Origin of the sequence: Glaciecola siphonariae (assembly GCF_042652645.1) — a bacterium.
GTDB classification, from domain to species: Bacteria; Pseudomonadota; Gammaproteobacteria; order Enterobacterales; family Alteromonadaceae; genus Glaciecola; species Glaciecola siphonariae.
In genome coordinates this window covers 876,071-893,116 of record NZ_JBHSGU010000002.1, presented here as the reverse complement: position 1 = coordinate 893,116, position 17,046 = coordinate 876,071, and the positions used below count along the sequence as shown (strand labels likewise).

13 protein-coding genes and 1 other RNA gene are annotated in these 17,046 nt (G+C 44.8%); 10 read left to right on the top strand and 4 right to left on the bottom strand.

Going from position 1 to position 17,046, the window contains the following annotated elements; all coding sequences use genetic code 11:
• Positions 1-117 precede the first annotated feature (117 nt).
• From ACFO4O_RS05420 to rpsO, 7 genes are all read left to right on the top strand, one after another.
• Complete coding sequence (locus ACFO4O_RS05420) at positions 118-3,045, top strand: methyl-accepting chemotaxis protein (RefSeq protein WP_382406335.1); 2,928 nt, start codon at positions 118-120, stop codon at positions 3,043-3,045.
• 309 nt (positions 3,046-3,354) lie between these two features.
• Positions 3,355-3,813, top strand: coding sequence for a ribosome maturation factor RimP (rimP, locus tag ACFO4O_RS05415; RefSeq protein WP_382406334.1), 459 nt, complete (start codon positions 3,355-3,357; stop codon positions 3,811-3,813).
• A gap of 39 nt (positions 3,814-3,852) precedes the next feature.
• Positions 3,853-5,346 carry a transcription termination factor NusA gene (gene nusA, locus ACFO4O_RS05410; protein ID WP_382406333.1) on the top strand — a complete coding sequence of 498 codons (1,494 nt, stop codon included), beginning with the start codon at positions 3,853-3,855 and terminating at the stop codon, positions 5,344-5,346.
• Between the two features lie 23 nt (positions 5,347-5,369).
• On the top strand, positions 5,370-7,979 hold the full coding sequence (gene infB, locus ACFO4O_RS05405; protein WP_382406332.1) for a translation initiation factor IF-2: 2,610 nt from the start codon (positions 5,370-5,372) through the stop codon (positions 7,977-7,979).
• A gap of 69 nt (positions 7,980-8,048) precedes the next feature.
• Positions 8,049-8,438, top strand: coding sequence for a 30S ribosome-binding factor RbfA (gene rbfA / locus ACFO4O_RS05400; RefSeq protein ID WP_382406331.1), 390 nt, complete (start codon positions 8,049-8,051; stop codon positions 8,436-8,438).
• Positions 8,438-9,418, top strand: coding sequence for a tRNA pseudouridine(55) synthase TruB (truB, locus tag ACFO4O_RS05395; protein WP_382406330.1), 981 nt, complete (start codon positions 8,438-8,440; stop codon positions 9,416-9,418). The genes rbfA and truB overlap by 1 nt, the downstream gene beginning before the upstream one ends.
• A 204-nt stretch (positions 9,419-9,622) precedes the next feature.
• On the top strand, positions 9,623-9,892 hold the full coding sequence (gene rpsO, locus ACFO4O_RS05390; protein WP_382406329.1) for a 30S ribosomal protein S15: 270 nt from the start codon (positions 9,623-9,625) through the stop codon (positions 9,890-9,892).
• Positions 9,893-10,013: 121 nt separating this feature from the next.
• On the opposite strand, the gene ACFO4O_RS05385 is transcribed toward rpsO, so the two are convergent.
• On the bottom strand, positions 10,014-10,748 hold the full coding sequence (locus tag ACFO4O_RS05385; RefSeq protein ID WP_382406328.1) for a hypothetical protein: 735 nt from the start codon (positions 10,746-10,748) through the stop codon (positions 10,014-10,016).
• Positions 10,749-11,002: 254 nt separating this feature from the next.
• On the opposite strand from ACFO4O_RS05385, the gene ACFO4O_RS05380 reads away from it, so the two are divergent.
• The 3 genes from ACFO4O_RS05380 (at position 11,003) to ACFO4O_RS05370 (ending at position 15,681) form a co-directional block, all read left to right on the top strand.
• Positions 11,003-13,360, top strand: coding sequence for a putative bifunctional diguanylate cyclase/phosphodiesterase (locus ACFO4O_RS05380; RefSeq protein WP_382406327.1), 2,358 nt, complete (start codon positions 11,003-11,005; stop codon positions 13,358-13,360).
• On the top strand, positions 13,350-14,264 hold the full coding sequence (locus ACFO4O_RS05375) for a hypothetical protein (RefSeq protein ID WP_382406326.1): 915 nt from the start codon (positions 13,350-13,352) through the stop codon (positions 14,262-14,264). Before ACFO4O_RS05380 ends, ACFO4O_RS05375 begins: the two co-directional genes overlap by 11 nt.
• Before the next feature lie 82 nt (positions 14,265-14,346).
• Positions 14,347-15,681: a DUF2254 domain-containing protein gene (locus ACFO4O_RS05370; RefSeq protein WP_382406325.1), complete on the top strand. Its 1,335-nt coding sequence runs from the start codon at positions 14,347-14,349 to the stop codon at positions 15,679-15,681.
• Positions 15,682-15,783: 102 nt separating this feature from the next.
• Here ACFO4O_RS05370 and ACFO4O_RS05365 read toward each other — a convergent pair whose 3' ends face one another.
• From ACFO4O_RS05365 to smpB, 3 genes are all read right to left on the bottom strand, one after another.
• A complete protein-coding gene (locus ACFO4O_RS05365; protein WP_382406324.1) occupies positions 15,784-16,035 on the bottom strand; it encodes a hypothetical protein in 252 nt (83 codons plus the stop codon).
• A gap of 78 nt (positions 16,036-16,113) precedes the next feature.
• Positions 16,114-16,472, bottom strand: a transfer-messenger RNA (tmRNA) gene (ssrA, locus tag ACFO4O_RS05360).
• 79 nt (positions 16,473-16,551) lie between these two features.
• Positions 16,552-17,019, bottom strand: a complete 468-nt coding sequence (gene smpB / locus ACFO4O_RS05355; RefSeq protein ID WP_382406323.1) for an SsrA-binding protein SmpB — start codon at positions 17,017-17,019, stop codon at positions 16,552-16,554.
• Positions 17,020-17,046 lie beyond the last annotated feature (27 nt).

Here is a 17,046-nt window from a genome sequence, read left to right as displayed (position 1 = left end):
ATATCACTTAAAGTTTATCCGGCTTTTAACCGATACACATTTTAAGTTATGAGTATCATGTAGGTAAGTCACTTACATGGTGCGCCAAGATAAACCTTAAAAACGGGCACGCCAACCATGTTTGCAAAGATACAAGCACTCGATATCAGTCAAATTCTCGGTAATAAAGACACATTGAAGCAGGATTTAACAAAAACACTCTTAATAGTAGGGCTCGTGCCATTGCTCGTAATAAGTGTTTTGGCCCTGTGGCTTACCAGCAACATGGCAACAAACATGGTGACTCAGAATCTAGAGGCGCTAAAATATAATAAGGTCGTGGCGATTCAAGAGTATGGCAAAACCATTGTTAGTCAGGTAATCACCGCATCGAATGACCCAAATCTTGCCTCAAACCTTGCTGATATAGTGACAGGTTTTGATACTGTTGCGCTTGAGGTCGCTGGCACGGATGGGCAAGTGTCGAGTGCGCAAATCGAGCAAATGAGAAGCGAACTGGCACGCTATTATAACAATGAGTTTTTACCTCAATATCAGTCGGTCAACGACGGTGCATCGATTAACACACAAGCCTTGCTCAACGCACTAAGCAATGAAGCGGTAATCCTGCAACACGCATATATTGAAAAGAATCCGTCGCCGCTAGGCTCTAAACATGAAATGTTTAGTTCAGACTTAAATGTTCAATATGATGCATCTCATTCATTAGTGCATCAAACCTACAAAGACTTTTTAGAACGTTTTGGCTACTACGATATATTTCTAGTCGACACAAAAGGCCGTGTTGTGTATTCGGTGTACAAAGAACTCGACTACGCAACGAACCTACTAAACGGCGCGTATGCAAGTAGTGGACTCGGAAAAGCCTTTCAAGCATCGTTAAATTTGAGCGACGCCGGTGATTTTGTGTTGCTCGATTATGCACAATACACACCCTCTTATGAGGCACCTGCAAGCTTTATTGCTTCGCCGATTTTTAATGGACGTGAGCGCATTGGTTCACTTGTCTTTCAAATGCCCTTAGATGCCATAACCACCGTAATGTCGGAGCGTAGAGGTTTAGGTCAGACGGGCGAGTCATATTTGGTAGGGAGCGATAAGTTAATGCGCTCAGACTCACATAAGTTTCCAGAGCAATATAGCGTTGACGCATCGTTTAGAAACCAATTGGCAGTTGATACAGAGTCTGTTTCTTTGGGCCTTAAGGGCGAATCAGGGGTAATCGAAACGCGTAACTATCAAGATGAAAGCGTGCTTTCTGGCTACATCCCCGTCAAATTTGGCTCACTAGATTGGGTCATGCTTGCAGAAATAGAAAAAGGTGAAGCATACGCAGCAGTAACAAGTTTGCGTTGGTTTGTTATTACCATATGTGTGTTGGTGTTTGCGGCAATTGTTTATGTTGCCATGCGCACAAGCGACAAAATACTGCGACCGGTTGAGAAAATGAAGGCGGCGATGGCAAGCATCGCATCGAGCACAGATTTTTCTGAACGAGTGGTAGTAGAAAGAGATGACGAAGTAGGGCAGACAGTTACAAGCTTCAATACCTTATTGGAGAATGTGGAATCCTCTATTAAAGAAACGAATGCTGTGGTAACTGCAATGTCTGCGGGCGATTTTTCTGGGCGCGTGAAATCCGACTTTAAAGGTGACCTGCTCGTGTTGAAACAGGGCGTAAATACCTCTGCTGAAGCCATGGGAGAATCGATTAAAGAAGCTAATAAAGTGGTTGATGCACTTGCTAAGGGCGAGTTTGAACAGCGCATCAGTGCTGACATGAAGGGCGAACTAGCCTTGCTAAAATCTGGTGTTAACAATTCAGCCGATGCAATTGAGAGTGCAATCGCCACTATTCGAAGCACAATGTTTGCCATGAGTAAAGGCGACTTTAAATACCGAGCACAAGGCGAATTGGTGGGTGAGTATGCCAAGCTTGCTGAGCAGGCAGACTCTGCCATGACATCGATTGATGTGGCCCTCGGTGAAGTGGATTCGGTTATGGCGGCAGTTGCAAAAGGACAGCTAGAGGCGCGAGTAAATGCCGAGCTCCCAGGGCAGCTTGATGACATTAAAGTCAAACTCAATACGTCGGTTGAAGCGATAGAAGGCGTGTTTGAAGAAACAGAAAGCGTGCTTAAAGCATTATCACAGGGCAAACTTAACCAGACGATTAGTGCTGAGTTCCCGGGACGCTTTAATACACTGAAAACTAACACTAACGCGACCGTTGACAAGCTAAACGAAGTGGTTAAAGAAATTAAACTAGCGGCGGTCACTGTTAATGCCGGAGCGCAAGACATTGCCACTGGCAACAGTAGTTTAAGTGCGCGGACTGAGCAGCAAGCGAGCAATTTAGAAGAAACCGCTGCGAGTATGGATGAAATCACATCAACAGTTAAGCACACCGCTCAAAATGCCGGTCATGCCAATAAAATAGCATCAGAGGCAAAAGCACAAGCGCAAGTGGGCGGCGATGTTGTGAAGCAGGCGGTTGGCGCAATGGGCGAAATAAACCAGGCAAGCGGTCGTATTGGCGACATAATTAGTGTGATTGATTCGATTGCCTTTCAAACGAATTTACTTGCGCTTAATGCCGCGGTTGAAGCTGCTCGCGCTGGAGAGCAAGGTAAAGGCTTTGCCGTTGTAGCAAGTGAAGTAAGAAACCTCGCCGGACGAAGCGCTAACGCTGCGAAGGAAATCAAGCGATTGATTGAAGACAGTGTCAAAAAAGTAGAGGCCGGCTCGGCGCTGGTAAACGAATCAGGTAAAACCTTGGAAGATATTATTCGTCAAGTTGAAAACGTTAGCAGTATTGTTAGCGAAATATCAACCGCAGCAGAAGAGCAAAGTACGGGTATTAGTGAAATACACCGAGCGATTGAGTCGCTGCAAATGTTGACCCAACAAAACACGGCGATGGTCGAAGAGGCCGCAGCCGCAAGCGAAGAGCTCGGTAGTCAGGCCAACGGCATGAGCGAATTGATGAACTTCTTTGAAGCTGAGGATGCAAAGCAGCAAATGCGTTTAGCAAAAGTAGGATAAGGATAAATTAGGTTTGCGAAACATCAATCAAGTCGTTATACTACGCCCATTGATAGAGCATCGGTCGTTTTCAACGAGTAGTGGGCTATCAGACGAGCGGCATTTTTAAGCGTCCCTTGAGTGCTAAGGTATAGTTAAAAATGTGTCCACCATGGCTTTGGTGAAAAGAATTCTTATAAGGCTCCGCTTGTCCGGGGCTTTTTTGTTTTTGCGCTTTACGCGTTGAAATATGAATTGGGCGATATGCCCTTTTTTTATATGCGTTTTTTGTGCGAGTGTTGAAAAGATTTTATTTAATCGGAGAGAGTATTGTCTCAGTTAGAACAAAAGTTAACTGACATGTTGAACGCGCCAGTCGAGGCTACGGGCTTTGAATTGGTGGGGGTAGAGTTTATCCGTGCCGGCAAGCATTCGACCCTGCGGGTTTACATCGACAGCGAGAACGGTGTTGATGTTGATGACTGCGCCAATGTTAGTCATCAAGTCAGCGCGGTATTAGATGTTGAAGACCCAATCACAACCGAATACAACTTAGAAGTATCTTCCCCCGGTATGGACCGTCCGCTATTTAAGGCCAGTCATTATGCCAGCGTAGTGGGAGAAGAGATAACGGTAAAGCTTAACTTACCGCAAGACAATCGTCGTAATTTTAAAGGGAAGCTAACTCAAAGTACCGATACCCATATCCATATAGATGTGGATGGTGAGTCCTTTGTGTTGCCTATCAGTAATATCAGTAAAGCGAATTTAGTGCCTAATTTTGATTAATATGGGGATGTTTGCCGATTGGCAAGCAAATAAGAAAATATGAGCAAAGAAATATTATTAGTTGCAGAAGCGGTATCAAATGAAAAACAAGTGCCAAGAGAGAAAATCTTCGAAGCGCTAGAGTTTGCTCTCGCCAGTGCAACCAAAAAGAAGAACAGCGGCGAAATTGAAGTACGCGTTGCAATAGACCGTGAGACGGGCGATTTTGATACCTTCCGTCGTTGGCTGGTGATTGCAGATGATCAAGAGCAAGAAAATCCGTATGCGGAAATTACCTTTTCTGCGGCGCAAGTTGACGAGCCAGATATTCAATTGGGCGATTATATAGAAGATCAAATTGATTCAATTGCCTTTGACCGTATTACTACACAAACCGCAAAGCAAGTCATTGTGCAAAAAGTCCGCGAAGCCGAACGCGCACAAATGATTGCCGAATATGAAGATAAAGTTGGCGAGTTGGTTACCGGAACGGTGAAAAAGGTCAACCGTGATAACGTCATTGTAGATTTAGGTAATAACGCTGAAGGCGTTATTTTCAGAGACGACATGCTTCCGCGAGAGACCTTCAGACCGGGCGACCGTGTTAGAGGTTTGTTGTACGTGATTCGCCCAGAAGCGCGAGGCGCTCAGCTATTCATTAGCCGCACCCACCCAGACATGTTAGTTGAATTATTCAGACTGGAAGTGCCAGAAATTGCCGAAGAAACGCTAGAAATTAAGGCGGCGGCTCGCGATCCGGGCGCACGAGCAAAAATTGCGGTTAAAACTAACGATAAACGTTTAGACCCAGTTGGTGCATGCGTTGGGATGCGTGGTTCACGCGTTCAAGCGGTATCAAGTGAGCTTGGCGGCGAGCGTGTGGATATTGTGCTTTGGGATGAAAACCCAGCTCAGTATGTTATCAATGCTATGGCACCTGCTGAGGTGGCCCAAATTATAGTAGATGAAGACTCGCGCACTATGGACGTTGCTGTAGAAAGTGACAACTTAGCGCAGGCCATTGGCCGTAACGGACAGAACGTTCGATTAGCCGGCCAGCTAACCGAGTGGGAGCTTAATGTCATGACCATCGAGGACATGAATAATAAGCACCAAGCGGAAAACGAAAAAGTACTGGCCTTGTTTACCAAATATCTAGAAATAGACGAAGACTTTGCACTTGTATTGGTAGAAGAAGGCTTTACAACGATAGAAGAAGTGGCCTACGTGCCCGCGTCTGAACTTTTAGAGATTGATGGTTTAGATGAGGATATTGTTGAGGAATTACGCGGTCGTGCAAAAGCAGCGTTAACTACGCAAGCCTTAGCGAATGAAGAATCGCTAGAGGCCGCAGAGCCGAAACAAGAGCTACTAGACCTTGAAGGATTGGACAGACATGTTGCATATATCCTAGCAAGTCGTGGCATCACTGATTTGGAGTCCTTGGCAGAGCAAGGTACCGACGAAATCAGCGACATTGAGGAACTAAGTGAAGAGCAAGCCGGCGCATTAATTATGGCGGCACGCAACATCGTTTGGTTTAACGAAGAATAGGGTCAAGGGGAGTAAGTAACACTATGGCAGAAGTATCCATCGAAAAGTTAGCGAGTGATATTGGAACCTCGGTTGACCGTTTAGTGCAGCAGTTTAAAGATTCGGGCGTAGTAAAAACCGCAACCGATAACGTGACAGAAGAAGAAAAACAAAAGCTGCTCGATCACTTAAGTAAACAACATGGCGGTGCTGGTGCACAAGCGCCAAAGAAAATGACGCTACAGCGTAAAACGACCAGCACCTTGAATTTAGGTAAGTCGCGAGCGGTAAAAGTAGAAGTGCGGAAAAAGCGTACCTACGTCAAGCGCAGTGATATAGAAGAGAAGCGTCTTGCCGAAGAAGAAGCGCAGCGTCGCGACGAAGAAGCCCGCGTGAAGCGAGAAGCTGAACAAAAGGCGCAAGAAGAAGCCAAAAAAGCAGCATTAGAGAAACAGAAGAAGGCTGAAGAAGCGCGCCGTGCGCAAGAAGCGGAACGTCAGGCTCGCGCAGAAAAAGCGAAGAAAGAAGCGGAAGAGCGCAAGGCCTCTGAGTCTAAACTAACAGACGAAGAGAAAAAGGCGCTTGAAGAAAGCCGCGCTGAAGAAGAGCGTTTGAAAAAGCAGCAAGAAGAAGAAGTGCAGCGCAAGCTTGAAGAAGACGCGAAGAAAGCCGCTGACGAAGCACGTAAGCTTGCATTAGAAAATGAGCGCCGCTGGAAAGAAGAAGAGGAGCAGCGCAAAAAAGAAGAAGCCAAAGAAGTGCATTTGCATTCTAATCGCTACGCACAAGAAGCGGAAGATGAAGAAGATATGCAGGTTGAGCGCGGCAGCCGTCGTCGCAAAAAATCGAAGAAAAATGCAGGCGAACATTTAAAACAGGGCTTTACAAAGCCCGTAACTCCGGTGGAGAGAGTGGTAAAATTAGGCGAAACAATAAGTGTAGGTGAGCTAGCGAGCCGAATGGCAGTGAAGGGCACTGAGGTTATCAAAACCATGATGAAAATGGGTGAGATGGCTACTATCAATCAAGTGCTCGACCAAGAGACCGCAATCCTAGTGATTGAGGAAATGAATCATAAGTACGAGATTGTTAACGAAAATGCGCTAGAAGACGAATTGGTTGCCAATAATTCAGACAGCGAAAAGGTCACTCGTGCACCTGTTGTGACCATTATGGGACACGTTGACCACGGTAAAACGTCATTACTCGATTATATTCGCCGAGCCAAAGTGGCTGACGGTGAGGCTGGTGGTATTACCCAGCATATCGGTGCATATAGCGTTGAAACTGACAACGGTCGTATTGCGTTTTTAGATACACCCGGACACGCCGCATTTACAGCAATGCGTGCACGTGGTGCAACCGCAACCGATATCGTTATCTTGGTAGTGGCCGCAGACGATGGCGTTATGCCACAAACTAAAGAGGCCGTGCAGCATGCAAAGGCAGCCGGTGTTCCTCTTATTGTAGCTGTTAATAAAATGGATAAAGAATCGGCTGACCCTGACCGAGTAAAAACTGAACTGTCTCAGATTGAAGTTATTTCAGAAGAGTGGGGTGGTGATCATCAGTTTGTTAATGTATCGGCTAAAACCGGTTTGGGTGTTGAAGAATTGCTAGAAGCAATCAGCCTACAGGCGGAAGTACTTGACCTTAAAGCAGCAGCAAGCGGTCCTGCTCGCGGGATTGTGATTGAATCGCGTCTTGATAAGGGCCGTGGTCCGGTGGCATCTGTATTGGTGCAAGAAGGTGAACTTAAACCAGGCGATATATTTTTGTGCGGCGAAGAGTATGGAAGAATCCGTGCGATGCGCGATGAAAACGGCACCGATATAAAAGTGGCTGGTCCGTCAACCCCAGTAGAGGTACTTGGTTTATCTGGCGTACCCATTGCTGGCGAAGATGCCCTAGTTGTCGCAGACGAGCGAAAAGCGCGCGAAGTAGCTGCCAAACGTCACACTAAACAGCGTGAGTTGAAACTGGCGAAACAGCAAAAAGCTAAGCTTGAGAATATGTTTGCTAACATGGAAAGCGGCGATGTCTCAGACCTTAACGTTGTATTGAAAGCGGATGTACAAGGTTCGATTGAAGCGATATCTGAAAGCTTAACGAAGCTGTCTACCGACGAAGTAAAAGTGAATATTATTGGAACCGGAGTTGGCGGTATTACTGAAACGGATGCCTCGCTTGCAGCCGCATCGAACGCTATCATTGTTGGCTTTAACGTTCGTGCAGACGCTACCGCGCGTAAGATGGTCGAAGCAGAAGAAATTGACCTTCGTTACTACAGCATTATTTATGAACTAATTGATGAAGTTAAACAGGCAATGAGCGGTATGCTTGCGCCAGAGTTTAAACAGGAAATTATTGGTTTAGCTGAAGTACGTGACGTGTTTAAGTCACCTAAGATTGGTGCAATTGCCGGATGTATGGTGACAGAGGGCGTGATTAAGCGCAGCAATCCTATTCGCGTACTGCGAGATAATGTTGTTATTTACGAAGGCGAGCTAGAATCTCTGCGCCGCTTTAAAGATGACGTACAAGATGTGAAAAAAGGCATTGAGTGCGGGATTGGCGTGAAAAACTATAACGATGTGAAAGTAGGCGACCAAATCGAAGTATTTGAGATTGTTGAAGTTCAGCGTCAATTATAAAATTAAGTAAGATTGAAACAACGGAGGCCTTGTGCCTCCGTTTTTTTCCATCTAACTAAGAGAGGATTTATGGCTAGAGAATTTTCGCGAACCGACCGTGTTGCGCAGCAAATTCACAAAGAAGTGGCGAGTATTTTACAGCAAGAATTTAAGCATAGAGAGCCAGAAGTTGGGATGATTACTGTGTCTGGCGTAGAAGTGTCTCGTGACTTAGGACACGCCAAGGTGTTCATCACTTTTTATGGCACTGATGAAGACAAAATTGAGCAAGATCTAGCGAAACTTATTGATGCAAAAGGGTTTGTAAGAGGCTTGTTAGGCCGACGCGTTAGAATGCGCAACGTGCCGGCGATCCACTTTTTCCGAGACACGTCGATAGTAGAAGGGGCGCGGATATCTGCTTTAGTTAACGAAGCGGTAGCGTCTGATAAAGCGAAGCATAAAGAAGAAGACCAATAGTGGCAAGACGTCGTAAAGGCCGTTCAGTAAACGGTATTTTGCTAGTCGACAAGCATCAAGGTGAGTCGTCAAATGCGATTGTGCAGCAAGTTAAGCGTTTGTATGGTGCAGCAAAAGCCGGTCACACCGGCGCTTTAGACCCTCTCGCCACTGGCATGTTGCCAGTTTGCCTGGGTGAGGCCACTAAGTTTTCGCAATTTTTGCTCGATGCAGACAAAACATATGAGGTTGAAGCGCAGCTTGGTGTGCGCACTGATACCTCAGACGCCGACGGCAGTGTCGTTCAAACACGCGATGTTGATGTAAGTCTATCAGCGCTTAATCATGCCCTAGAGCAGTTTAGAGGACCTATTAAGCAGGTTCCTTCTATGTATAGTGCACTTAAACATGACGGTCACCCCTTGTATTATTATGCACGCCAAGGCATTACCATTGAGCGTGAACCTAGGCAGATAGAGGTGTTTAGTAACGAGTTACTGTCATTTGAAAATGACTCACTGCGTCTGCGTATCCACTGTTCAAAAGGAACATACATTCGAACCATCATTGATGATTTGGGGGAGCTCTTAGGCTGTGGTGCACATGTACGAGAGTTACGTCGCACCCAAGTAGCGGATTTTCCCGCAACAATGCAAAGTGTTGAGCAGTATCGCGCTCTTATTGATGAGACAGCGCCAGCAGAAGCACAGCAGCGAATTCTGGACGCACTGTTGCTGCCAATGGATACGCCGGTACTTAGTTTGGCTGCGCTTAGCTTAGATGCAAAAGGGATGAAAGCCCTACAGCTAGGACAGGCCATTCCCCGTGAACAAAGCACCGTGCGTTTATCTGGGCAAAGTGGAAGTGAGGCTTTTAACTCTTTGCATGTAGGCCAAGGTTTGCGTGTGTACGGCCCGGATGATGTATTTTTAGGCATGGTTGAATATACAGAGCAAGACACCTTTCAGCCCAAGCGCTTGGTAGTTTACGAACACGTGTAGAACAGCTTATTGAGTCATGCTTGCCTTAGTGAGCTATATTCGCAAACCATACTAAAAAAACCTATTCACAGTAGTACTGTATTACATAGCGTAAACTCAGTAGCAAAACGACTTGAAGTTTCTCGCAAGGTCAGTATACTACGCGCTCTTTTGATGGCACTGAATTAGTGATTGGGCCATCGTTTACTCATATTGGAGATTATTATGTCACTAAGTACACAAGAAACTGCAGATATCATTGCAAAATACGGCGTTAAAGAAGGCGACACGGGTTCACCTGAAGTGCAAGTTGCCCTTTTAACGCACAATATCAACAAACTGCAGGGTCACTTCAAAGACCATAAAAAAGATCATCACTCACGTCGTGGCTTGTTACGCATGGTATCACAGCGTCGTAAATTGCTTGATTACCTCAAGGGCAAGAATGTTGAGCGATATCAAGGTCTTATTTCTAGCTTAGGTCTACGTCGCTAGTCAAATAGTTTTAAACAAAAAGCCACTCGATTGAGTGGCTTTTTTGTGTCTGGTAATACAAAGACAGCGTTTGGTTCTAGAGGCCTTTGTCTGTCTCTTTGTTTTTAAGTGCTACGCGCCGCTAAATAGTTTTAACCGTAAGCTCTTTTACTTGGGTCTCAACTTCGTTAAGTTTTTGAAGCAGTGATGTATTGCGCTTTTCCAATAGCAGTATTTTCTCTTTTAACTCACGTATATCGGAGCTTTGCGACGCATTGGTGTTGGTAAACCCTTCAGACTCTACTTTAACCGCGAGAAGGTTATTCGCTTGTTCAGAGATTTTGCTGTTTAGGCTATCGATACGCGCCATTAGCTGCTGCGTACCGCTTTGCGCCGAATTGACCTTTTTGTTTACATCGGCAACCGTTTTATCTAAGTTTGCTTTTGTTGAAGCTAAATCGCTGTTTAGGGTTTTGATTTCTTCTTGGTTTCTGCGCCATGCAGATGCCCACAAACGGTCCATTTGCTCCCATAGCTCTTCAGTTTTTTCGGAAAGTTCACCCACCTTAACCTGCAGTTCAACGGTGGAGTTGCCCATTTCTTCGCCGGTGGCAAAAAGTCTATTTTCTAAGGTCTGTAAGCGATTTTCATTAGCAGCGATGGTTTCTTTGCTTTTTTCTAATTCGGTATATAAATAAGCGCAACCTGCACTAGCGCCCAATGCAATAATTAATGCAATAACAAACAATGACTTGCCTGCACCTGACGTAGGTGGTGCTTGCTTTGACGGCGCAGACCGTTTCGTGCCTGCGGGTATACGATCGCTCACATCTATATTAATAGGGGCAAAATCAGTATCTTTTGAGTTTGACGACATGGTTACTCGCTTGTTTATTTTATGCACACACAGTTATAGGGCTCATGATACAATAAGTTCAGTTAACTGCTAATCATTTTGTTATTTAGTGCCGATTACTTCGCTTACAAGGCTAATTAATTGCCAAACTCAATTAACATCATATATGATTGCTTGAAACCAAGAGATTACTAGATTTTATGAAGCTAACGCGAAAGCTTTCTTTTACTTTAGGCATTCGGAGTCTTGTGCTCCTATTGAGTCTAGGGTTGGTCATGGCGTTTTTACAAACGTTTTTTGACTTTAGAGAGCGACAACAAGAAGTAAAACAATTAATTAGCTCAATTGTTACCTCCGCCAGTGGGTCCGCAAGCAATGCGGTATATTTGCTCGATAACCCAATGGCACAGCAGGTTATTGACGGACTTTCATACTTCGACTTTTTTAGTTACGTGGCCATAATAGACGATCATGGTAACGTAATGGCTGACTTCTCTAGGCAAGAGACAGACGGTAACGTCGTTATCAATACCTCCTACAACCCTATTTTATCGCTAGTGATTGAGAACTTTAGTAAAGAGTCTGTGTTGTTAACAGGACAGACTTTAGCCGATGGTCGTCCGCAGATTTATGGCGAAATGGTGCTGAGAGTTGATAACCACATTGCCTTATCTGGCGTATACGACCGCGCGATACGCGCCTTTGCTATCGCGGTAGCCGGCTATATCTTGTTAACCCTTGCGTTAAGTATTTTGTACCACTACACGCTTGCTGGGCCATTAACGCGATTGTCTAATCGGTTTCAAAGAGTCAATACAAAATCAATCGCTACTCAAAAAATCAGCCATTTAGTGGGCCACGAACGAAATGAGTTTAGTCTCATTGTAAATGCCGCAAACGACATGCTGTCGCGCATCTCATCTGGTCAAGTTTTACTTACTGAGCGCTCCCAGCGCTTTAGGCTGATATTAGACACTGCACCTGCACTCATTTATTCAATTGATAATAATCTTGACTTTGTTTTCGCGAACAAGGCGACCGCGTCATTTTACGGTTACTCGATTTATGAGTTGAAAGGACGCAGTGCCGAAGACGTAATCAAGCCCTTTGACCCAGACTTGCTGGAATACATGCAGAGTTTTATTGCTTCGGCAAAACGTCAGGTCAGTAATATCATGCCTATGAAGGATGCGACCGGTAACGAATGTTACATGGAAATGACCTTAGTCAAATTTAAAACGCCAGATGGTCACAGCATTCTTGCGACGTCATCTGACGTAACTAAACGGGTAAAAGCAGAAGAGAAGATAGAGTCCTTAGCGTATTACGATACCCTCACTTCGCTGCCTAATCGAAATAAAGTCTATGAAGTGCTAAACCGCTCAAACGACGGTGAAAAAGGGATGTATGGCATTGCCGCCATAGCTGATTTAGACCAGTTTAAACGTATTAATGATACATTAAGCCATAGCGTGGGCGACCAGCTCATTGTAAAACTCGCAAGACGCCTGCAAAAAGAGTTTTCCTTTTCTGACCTTATTGCACGACTCGGTGCAGATGAGTTTTTATGTATCGAAGAGAATGTTTCAGACAGCCTCAAAACCGCCACAAGCGGCGCTGAGGTGCTCGGTGAACGTTTACGAGCGTGCATTAATAAAGAAATCGATATTGGCCTTCATAGCTACGCACTTACCGCTAGTATTGGCGTAATTGTATTTCGCAAAGGCCAAGCCACCGCGGATGAAATATTGCAATTCGCCGACACCGCGATGTATGAGTCTAAGCGAACCGGAAGAAACAAAGTCACGCTGTTTAAAAATGAGATGGCAACTCAAGCTGCTGAATTACTTAAGCTTGAGCGTGACATCATGAAGGCGATGTTCCGAGATGAGTTTTACTTTGTGTTGCAGCCGCTGGTTGATTCCGAAACGCACACATTGAAAGGCGCTGAAGCCTTAATGCGCTGGAAGAAAGATGGAGAGACCATCAATCCGGCTGAATTTATTCCGTTTCTAGAAGATAGTTCGCTGATTGTGGATGTGGGTGAACGAATTTTAAATTCAGTTTGCCGCTATATCTGCGAACTAGATGAGCGCAAACTGCTGCCTAAAGGCTTCAAAATTGCGGTTAACATTAGCGCCAAACAGCTGGCAAAACACGACTTTATTGAAACTGTGTCGCGAGTGCTCCTCAAACATAAAGTAGCGGGCGATAAGCTAGAATTTGAGATTACCGAAAGCGTTGCTTTGAATAACATGGCTGATACTATCAAAAAGATCATCAGCCTCAAGAAAATGGGGATTAGCTTTTCACTTGATGATTTTGGCACAGGCTACAGCTCTTTAAGTCACTTAAAAGACTTGCCGGTAGATAAGCTGAAAATCGACCGTTCGTTTATCAATGATATTACCGTTGATAAACAAGACGAAAACCTAGTTCGTTCAATTATACAATTGTCGAGGAACTTAGGCCTTGTGACCGTTGCTGAAGGCGTAGAAACGCAGGCACAAGTTGAGTGGTTGATGCTCAATGGTGAATTACTTTTCCAAGGGTATTACTTCAGCCGCCCCTTAGATATCGAAGATTTTGAAAAAACCTATTTATTAGAAGCGACGAGTGCCCATGCTAAGTAAATTTTCTTTGTGGCGAACCTTGATTATAGCCCTCGTCATAACAAGCCTAAGCGGCTTTATAAGCAATACTGCGGTAGCGTGCGAAATACGCCATCCTGGTAAACAGGAGTTCGCAGATGCAAGACATGAATACCCTCGGCAATTATTGCAACAAATCTTAAAGGTTACCGAAGCTGAGTACGGAAAATGTAAGCTCGTTGATGTTGGTGGCTTGAGTCAAAGACGCCAGATTATGTGGTTACAAGCACAAGATGGACAGCTAGACGTTGCGTGGTTGCCTGCTAGCAATCAAACCAATGAAGTCCTCAACGCCATTCCTTTTCCCATTCGCAAAGGCCTACTAGGTTGGCGAGTACTGCTGATAAACAAAAACAATTTAGACAGGTTTGATGACGTAAAAACGCTCAATGATTTAAATGTATTTACCGCCGGTTACGGCAGTGATTGGGGTGATTTACCCGTGATGCAGCATAATTTTGCGCGAGTTATTACCAGCAGCAACTATGACTCTTTGTTTGAGATGCTAAATTATAAGCGCTTTGATTTTCTTTCTCGTAGCGTTTATGAGGCATTTGACGAAACTATTCTACGCAGAAAGTCGCATCCCGATATTGTGATAGAGCCTAACTTGGCGCTTCGTTACCCGCAGGTAGACTTTTTTTACGTGGGTAAAAACAACAAAGAGCTCGCTGCTCGGATTCGCTCTGGCCTTGATAAACTGCACCGGAGCGGTCGTTTTAATACTTTGTTTTACGGCTTTTATGCCGATTACATTCGTAAAATCAAAATGGCCGACCGTTTAATTATAGAAATCGAAAACCCTTATCTACCTGAAAATGTCCCGCACAACGACCCAGAGCTTTGGTTTCAATTAAATGAGGTTGATAAATACGCTGTCAACTGAATACACAGCAAAATAGTGGATATGGTTAATCTATATCTTAAACACTTAAGTTTTTAGGTGCTTATCACTTTGGCAGGCATGGATGTTTAAACGCAAATTAGCGCCCCTTATTGAAAGCGTGCAGGCCAACTTCTGGTTTGTACCGAGTATTATTCTGTTGTTAACCATACTGATGGCAGTGCTCACAGTAACGGTAGACGCTCGTGCATCTGTTTTGCTGCAAGAGATGTTGCCATTTATTTACAGTATGAACCTAAGTGCTGCACGCTCGATACTGGCTACCATCGCTGCCTCTATGATCACCGTAACGAGCATCGCGTTTTCCATCACCATTGTTAGCCTTACCATGGCCTCTTCGCAGTTTGGCCCGCGCCTCATGCGTAATTTTATGATGGATAAAACAACACAGATAGTACTGGGTGTATTCACGTCGAATTTTTTATACTGCGTGCTCGTGTATTGCGCAATCAGTCTAGCCCCCCCTTATCAAATCATTCCTGCAACGAGCTTTTTATGGGCCATGTTAATGACCCTCATTTGCTTGGGCTTTTTGATTCACTTTATCCACCATGTTGCTAAGTCTATACAGGCAGACAATGTGGTGAACGATGTATATTGCGAACTCAAAGCAAGTGTTGCAAAGTTCTTCCCGCGTTACGTTGATGACGAGAAATGGCGTCCCCAAGTGCCGACAGTTGAGCTCAAAGATGAACAATATTGTAACGAAACAGCGCTGCGCTCTTCACGCTCTGGTTACGTTCAGTTAATAGATACAAGCGCGTTGATTGAGCATTTAGCCAAACATGACCAGCGTTTGAAACTGGCGTTTTCTGCGGGCGACTATATCCCGAAAGGTAGCATTATTGGTTGTTTATACAGCACTGATACTCAAGCACAAAACACTGCATCTAATATTGAAAAGCACATAGTTTTAGGTTCTACGCGCACTCCTGTTCAAGACCCAGAGTTTGCTATACATCAACTGGTTGAAATTGCGCTAAGGGCGCTTTCGCCAAGTATAAATGACCCTTACACCGCTATTACGTGCATCGACAAACTCAGCTCAATACTGTGTGATATCACGACGCGGCAATTTCCCAGCGTTGAACTAAAAGATAAGGCTGGGCAGGTACGTATTCATCGCAAAGCCCTGTGCTATCAAGATTTAGGCAGCGCTGCATTTGATCAGATACGTCAGCAGGCGCAAAGCAATGTGTCGGTCACGATACGCTTGTTAGAATCGCTGCAAAAAGTTGCAATGCAGGCCTGCAGCGAACAGCAATATCAGTTTGTACGAGGGCAGCTTGAGATGATAGTTGAGCAGCAGGGCAAGGAAACACACGCTAAGGGCGATGCTAGCGATATTGGCAATCGCATTCAGCAAATCGAAGCTTATTTAGCGCAAATCCCGTCGTAGGCTTAGTGGCATTTAAAATGCTCATAAGCTTAATGAGCTAAGCAAAGTCGATTTATCTTGACGTCATTTTGCTTGCGCTTCGCATGTGCTGCAATTACCTTGTTATTTAACCGAATAGCCTTTTTTCTTGCATGAAAACCGTTTCTTTTTGAGCGTGCGTAGCGCTTCTCGATAGCGCTCGCCCTGAGATGCGGTGTACCCCTTACGCATTGAGCTGTTGATATTCTCAATCTTTTTATCGATGCCATTGCAAGCATATTCGGAGGGTGTAAAGGCTTGTTTTGCATGTGCTTTAATCGAGACCGTCAGCAAACTCAGACAACATAAAAAGGCGATGTGCAACACTTTATCCATGATAAATTCCCTGTGATACCTAGTATAATCAAAGCAAAAAGCTAATAAAAAAGCCCCGAAAAAGGGGCTTTTAAAAATTGGTGGAGCTGGCGGGAATTGAACCCGCGTCCAGAAAGCGTCAACTTTTGGTACTACATGCTTAGTTTGTCATTTATTTAACCCTATGAACTCCGGCAAACAGGATTTCGTCGGGCTGGCCTAATACTGTTTCGCGGTTCAACCTTAGACAAGTTTCCCTCGCTAGTTCATTAGTATGACCTTCCAAACCTTCACGAATGAACAACGGCTGAAGTGGAAGGGCCTATACAGGTTATTAAGCTGCTAGTGCGTAGTTTTCGTCGTTTGCGACTATTTTTTTGCGGCTTTTTAAAGAGGCAAACCGCACCTCTGCATGCACCTCCAGCATCATTGAATCCTGTCGAATCCAGAGCAGCCCCGAGCGTGATTACGTAGTATAACACAAGAGATTTTAATGACATAGCGCCATCTATCTGAAGCAGAAATAAATCTCTGCTTTTAGCTGTGCTTCATCATTCTCTCTTTTTGGCGCGCCCAGTCTCGGTCTTTAATGCTGTCGCGCTTATCATGTTCTTGCTTACCTTTGGCCAGCCACATTTCGAGCTTTACCCAGCTAGCTTTCCAGTACATGGCCGTTGCTACAATGGTCAAACCCTGTCGGTCGAGTCCGCCCATGAGGTGATCGATTTCACGTTGATGCAGCAATAGCTTTCGCGTGCGGGTTGGGTCGCAAACCACGTGACTAGAGGCTTGATTGAGCGGCGTAATGCCGATATTGGTCACATAGGCTTCACCATCTTTGATAAATACGTAAGCATCAGTAAGGTTAACTTTGCCAGCGCGAATTGACTTCACTTCCCAGCCCTGTAACTGCATACCCGCCTCGAATTTATCCAATAAGGAATACTCGTGCCGCGCCTTTTTATTTAAGGCAATAGTGTTATTATTAGCTTTATTCTTTTTCATGACGCGTATTATACCTATGTTGCGAGA

Coding starts and splice junctions, on each gene's coding strand:
- ACFO4O_RS05420 (WP_382406335.1), top strand. CDS start 118: ATGTTTGCAAAGATACAAGCACTCGATATCAGTCAAATTCTCGGTAAT.
- nusA (WP_382406333.1), top strand. CDS start 3,853: ATGAGCAAAGAAATATTATTAGTTGCAGAAGCGGTATCAAATGAAAAA.
- infB (WP_382406332.1), top strand. CDS start 5,370: ATGGCAGAAGTATCCATCGAAAAGTTAGCGAGTGATATTGGAACCTCG.
- rbfA (WP_382406331.1), top strand. CDS start 8,049: ATGGCTAGAGAATTTTCGCGAACCGACCGTGTTGCGCAGCAAATTCAC.
- rpsO (WP_382406329.1), top strand. CDS start 9,623: ATGTCACTAAGTACACAAGAAACTGCAGATATCATTGCAAAATACGGC.
- ACFO4O_RS05385 (WP_382406328.1), bottom strand. CDS start 10,748: ATGTCGTCAAACTCAAAAGATACTGATTTTGCCCCTATTAATATAGAT.
- ACFO4O_RS05380 (WP_382406327.1), top strand. CDS start 11,003: ATGGCGTTTTTACAAACGTTTTTTGACTTTAGAGAGCGACAACAAGAA.
- ACFO4O_RS05375 (WP_382406326.1), top strand. CDS start 13,350: ATGCTAAGTAAATTTTCTTTGTGGCGAACCTTGATTATAGCCCTCGTC.
- ACFO4O_RS05370 (WP_382406325.1), top strand. CDS start 14,347: ATGTTTAAACGCAAATTAGCGCCCCTTATTGAAAGCGTGCAGGCCAAC.
- ACFO4O_RS05365 (WP_382406324.1), bottom strand. CDS start 16,035: ATGGATAAAGTGTTGCACATCGCCTTTTTATGTTGTCTGAGTTTGCTG.
- smpB (WP_382406323.1), bottom strand. CDS start 17,019: ATGAAAAAGAATAAAGCTAATAATAACACTATTGCCTTAAATAAAAAG.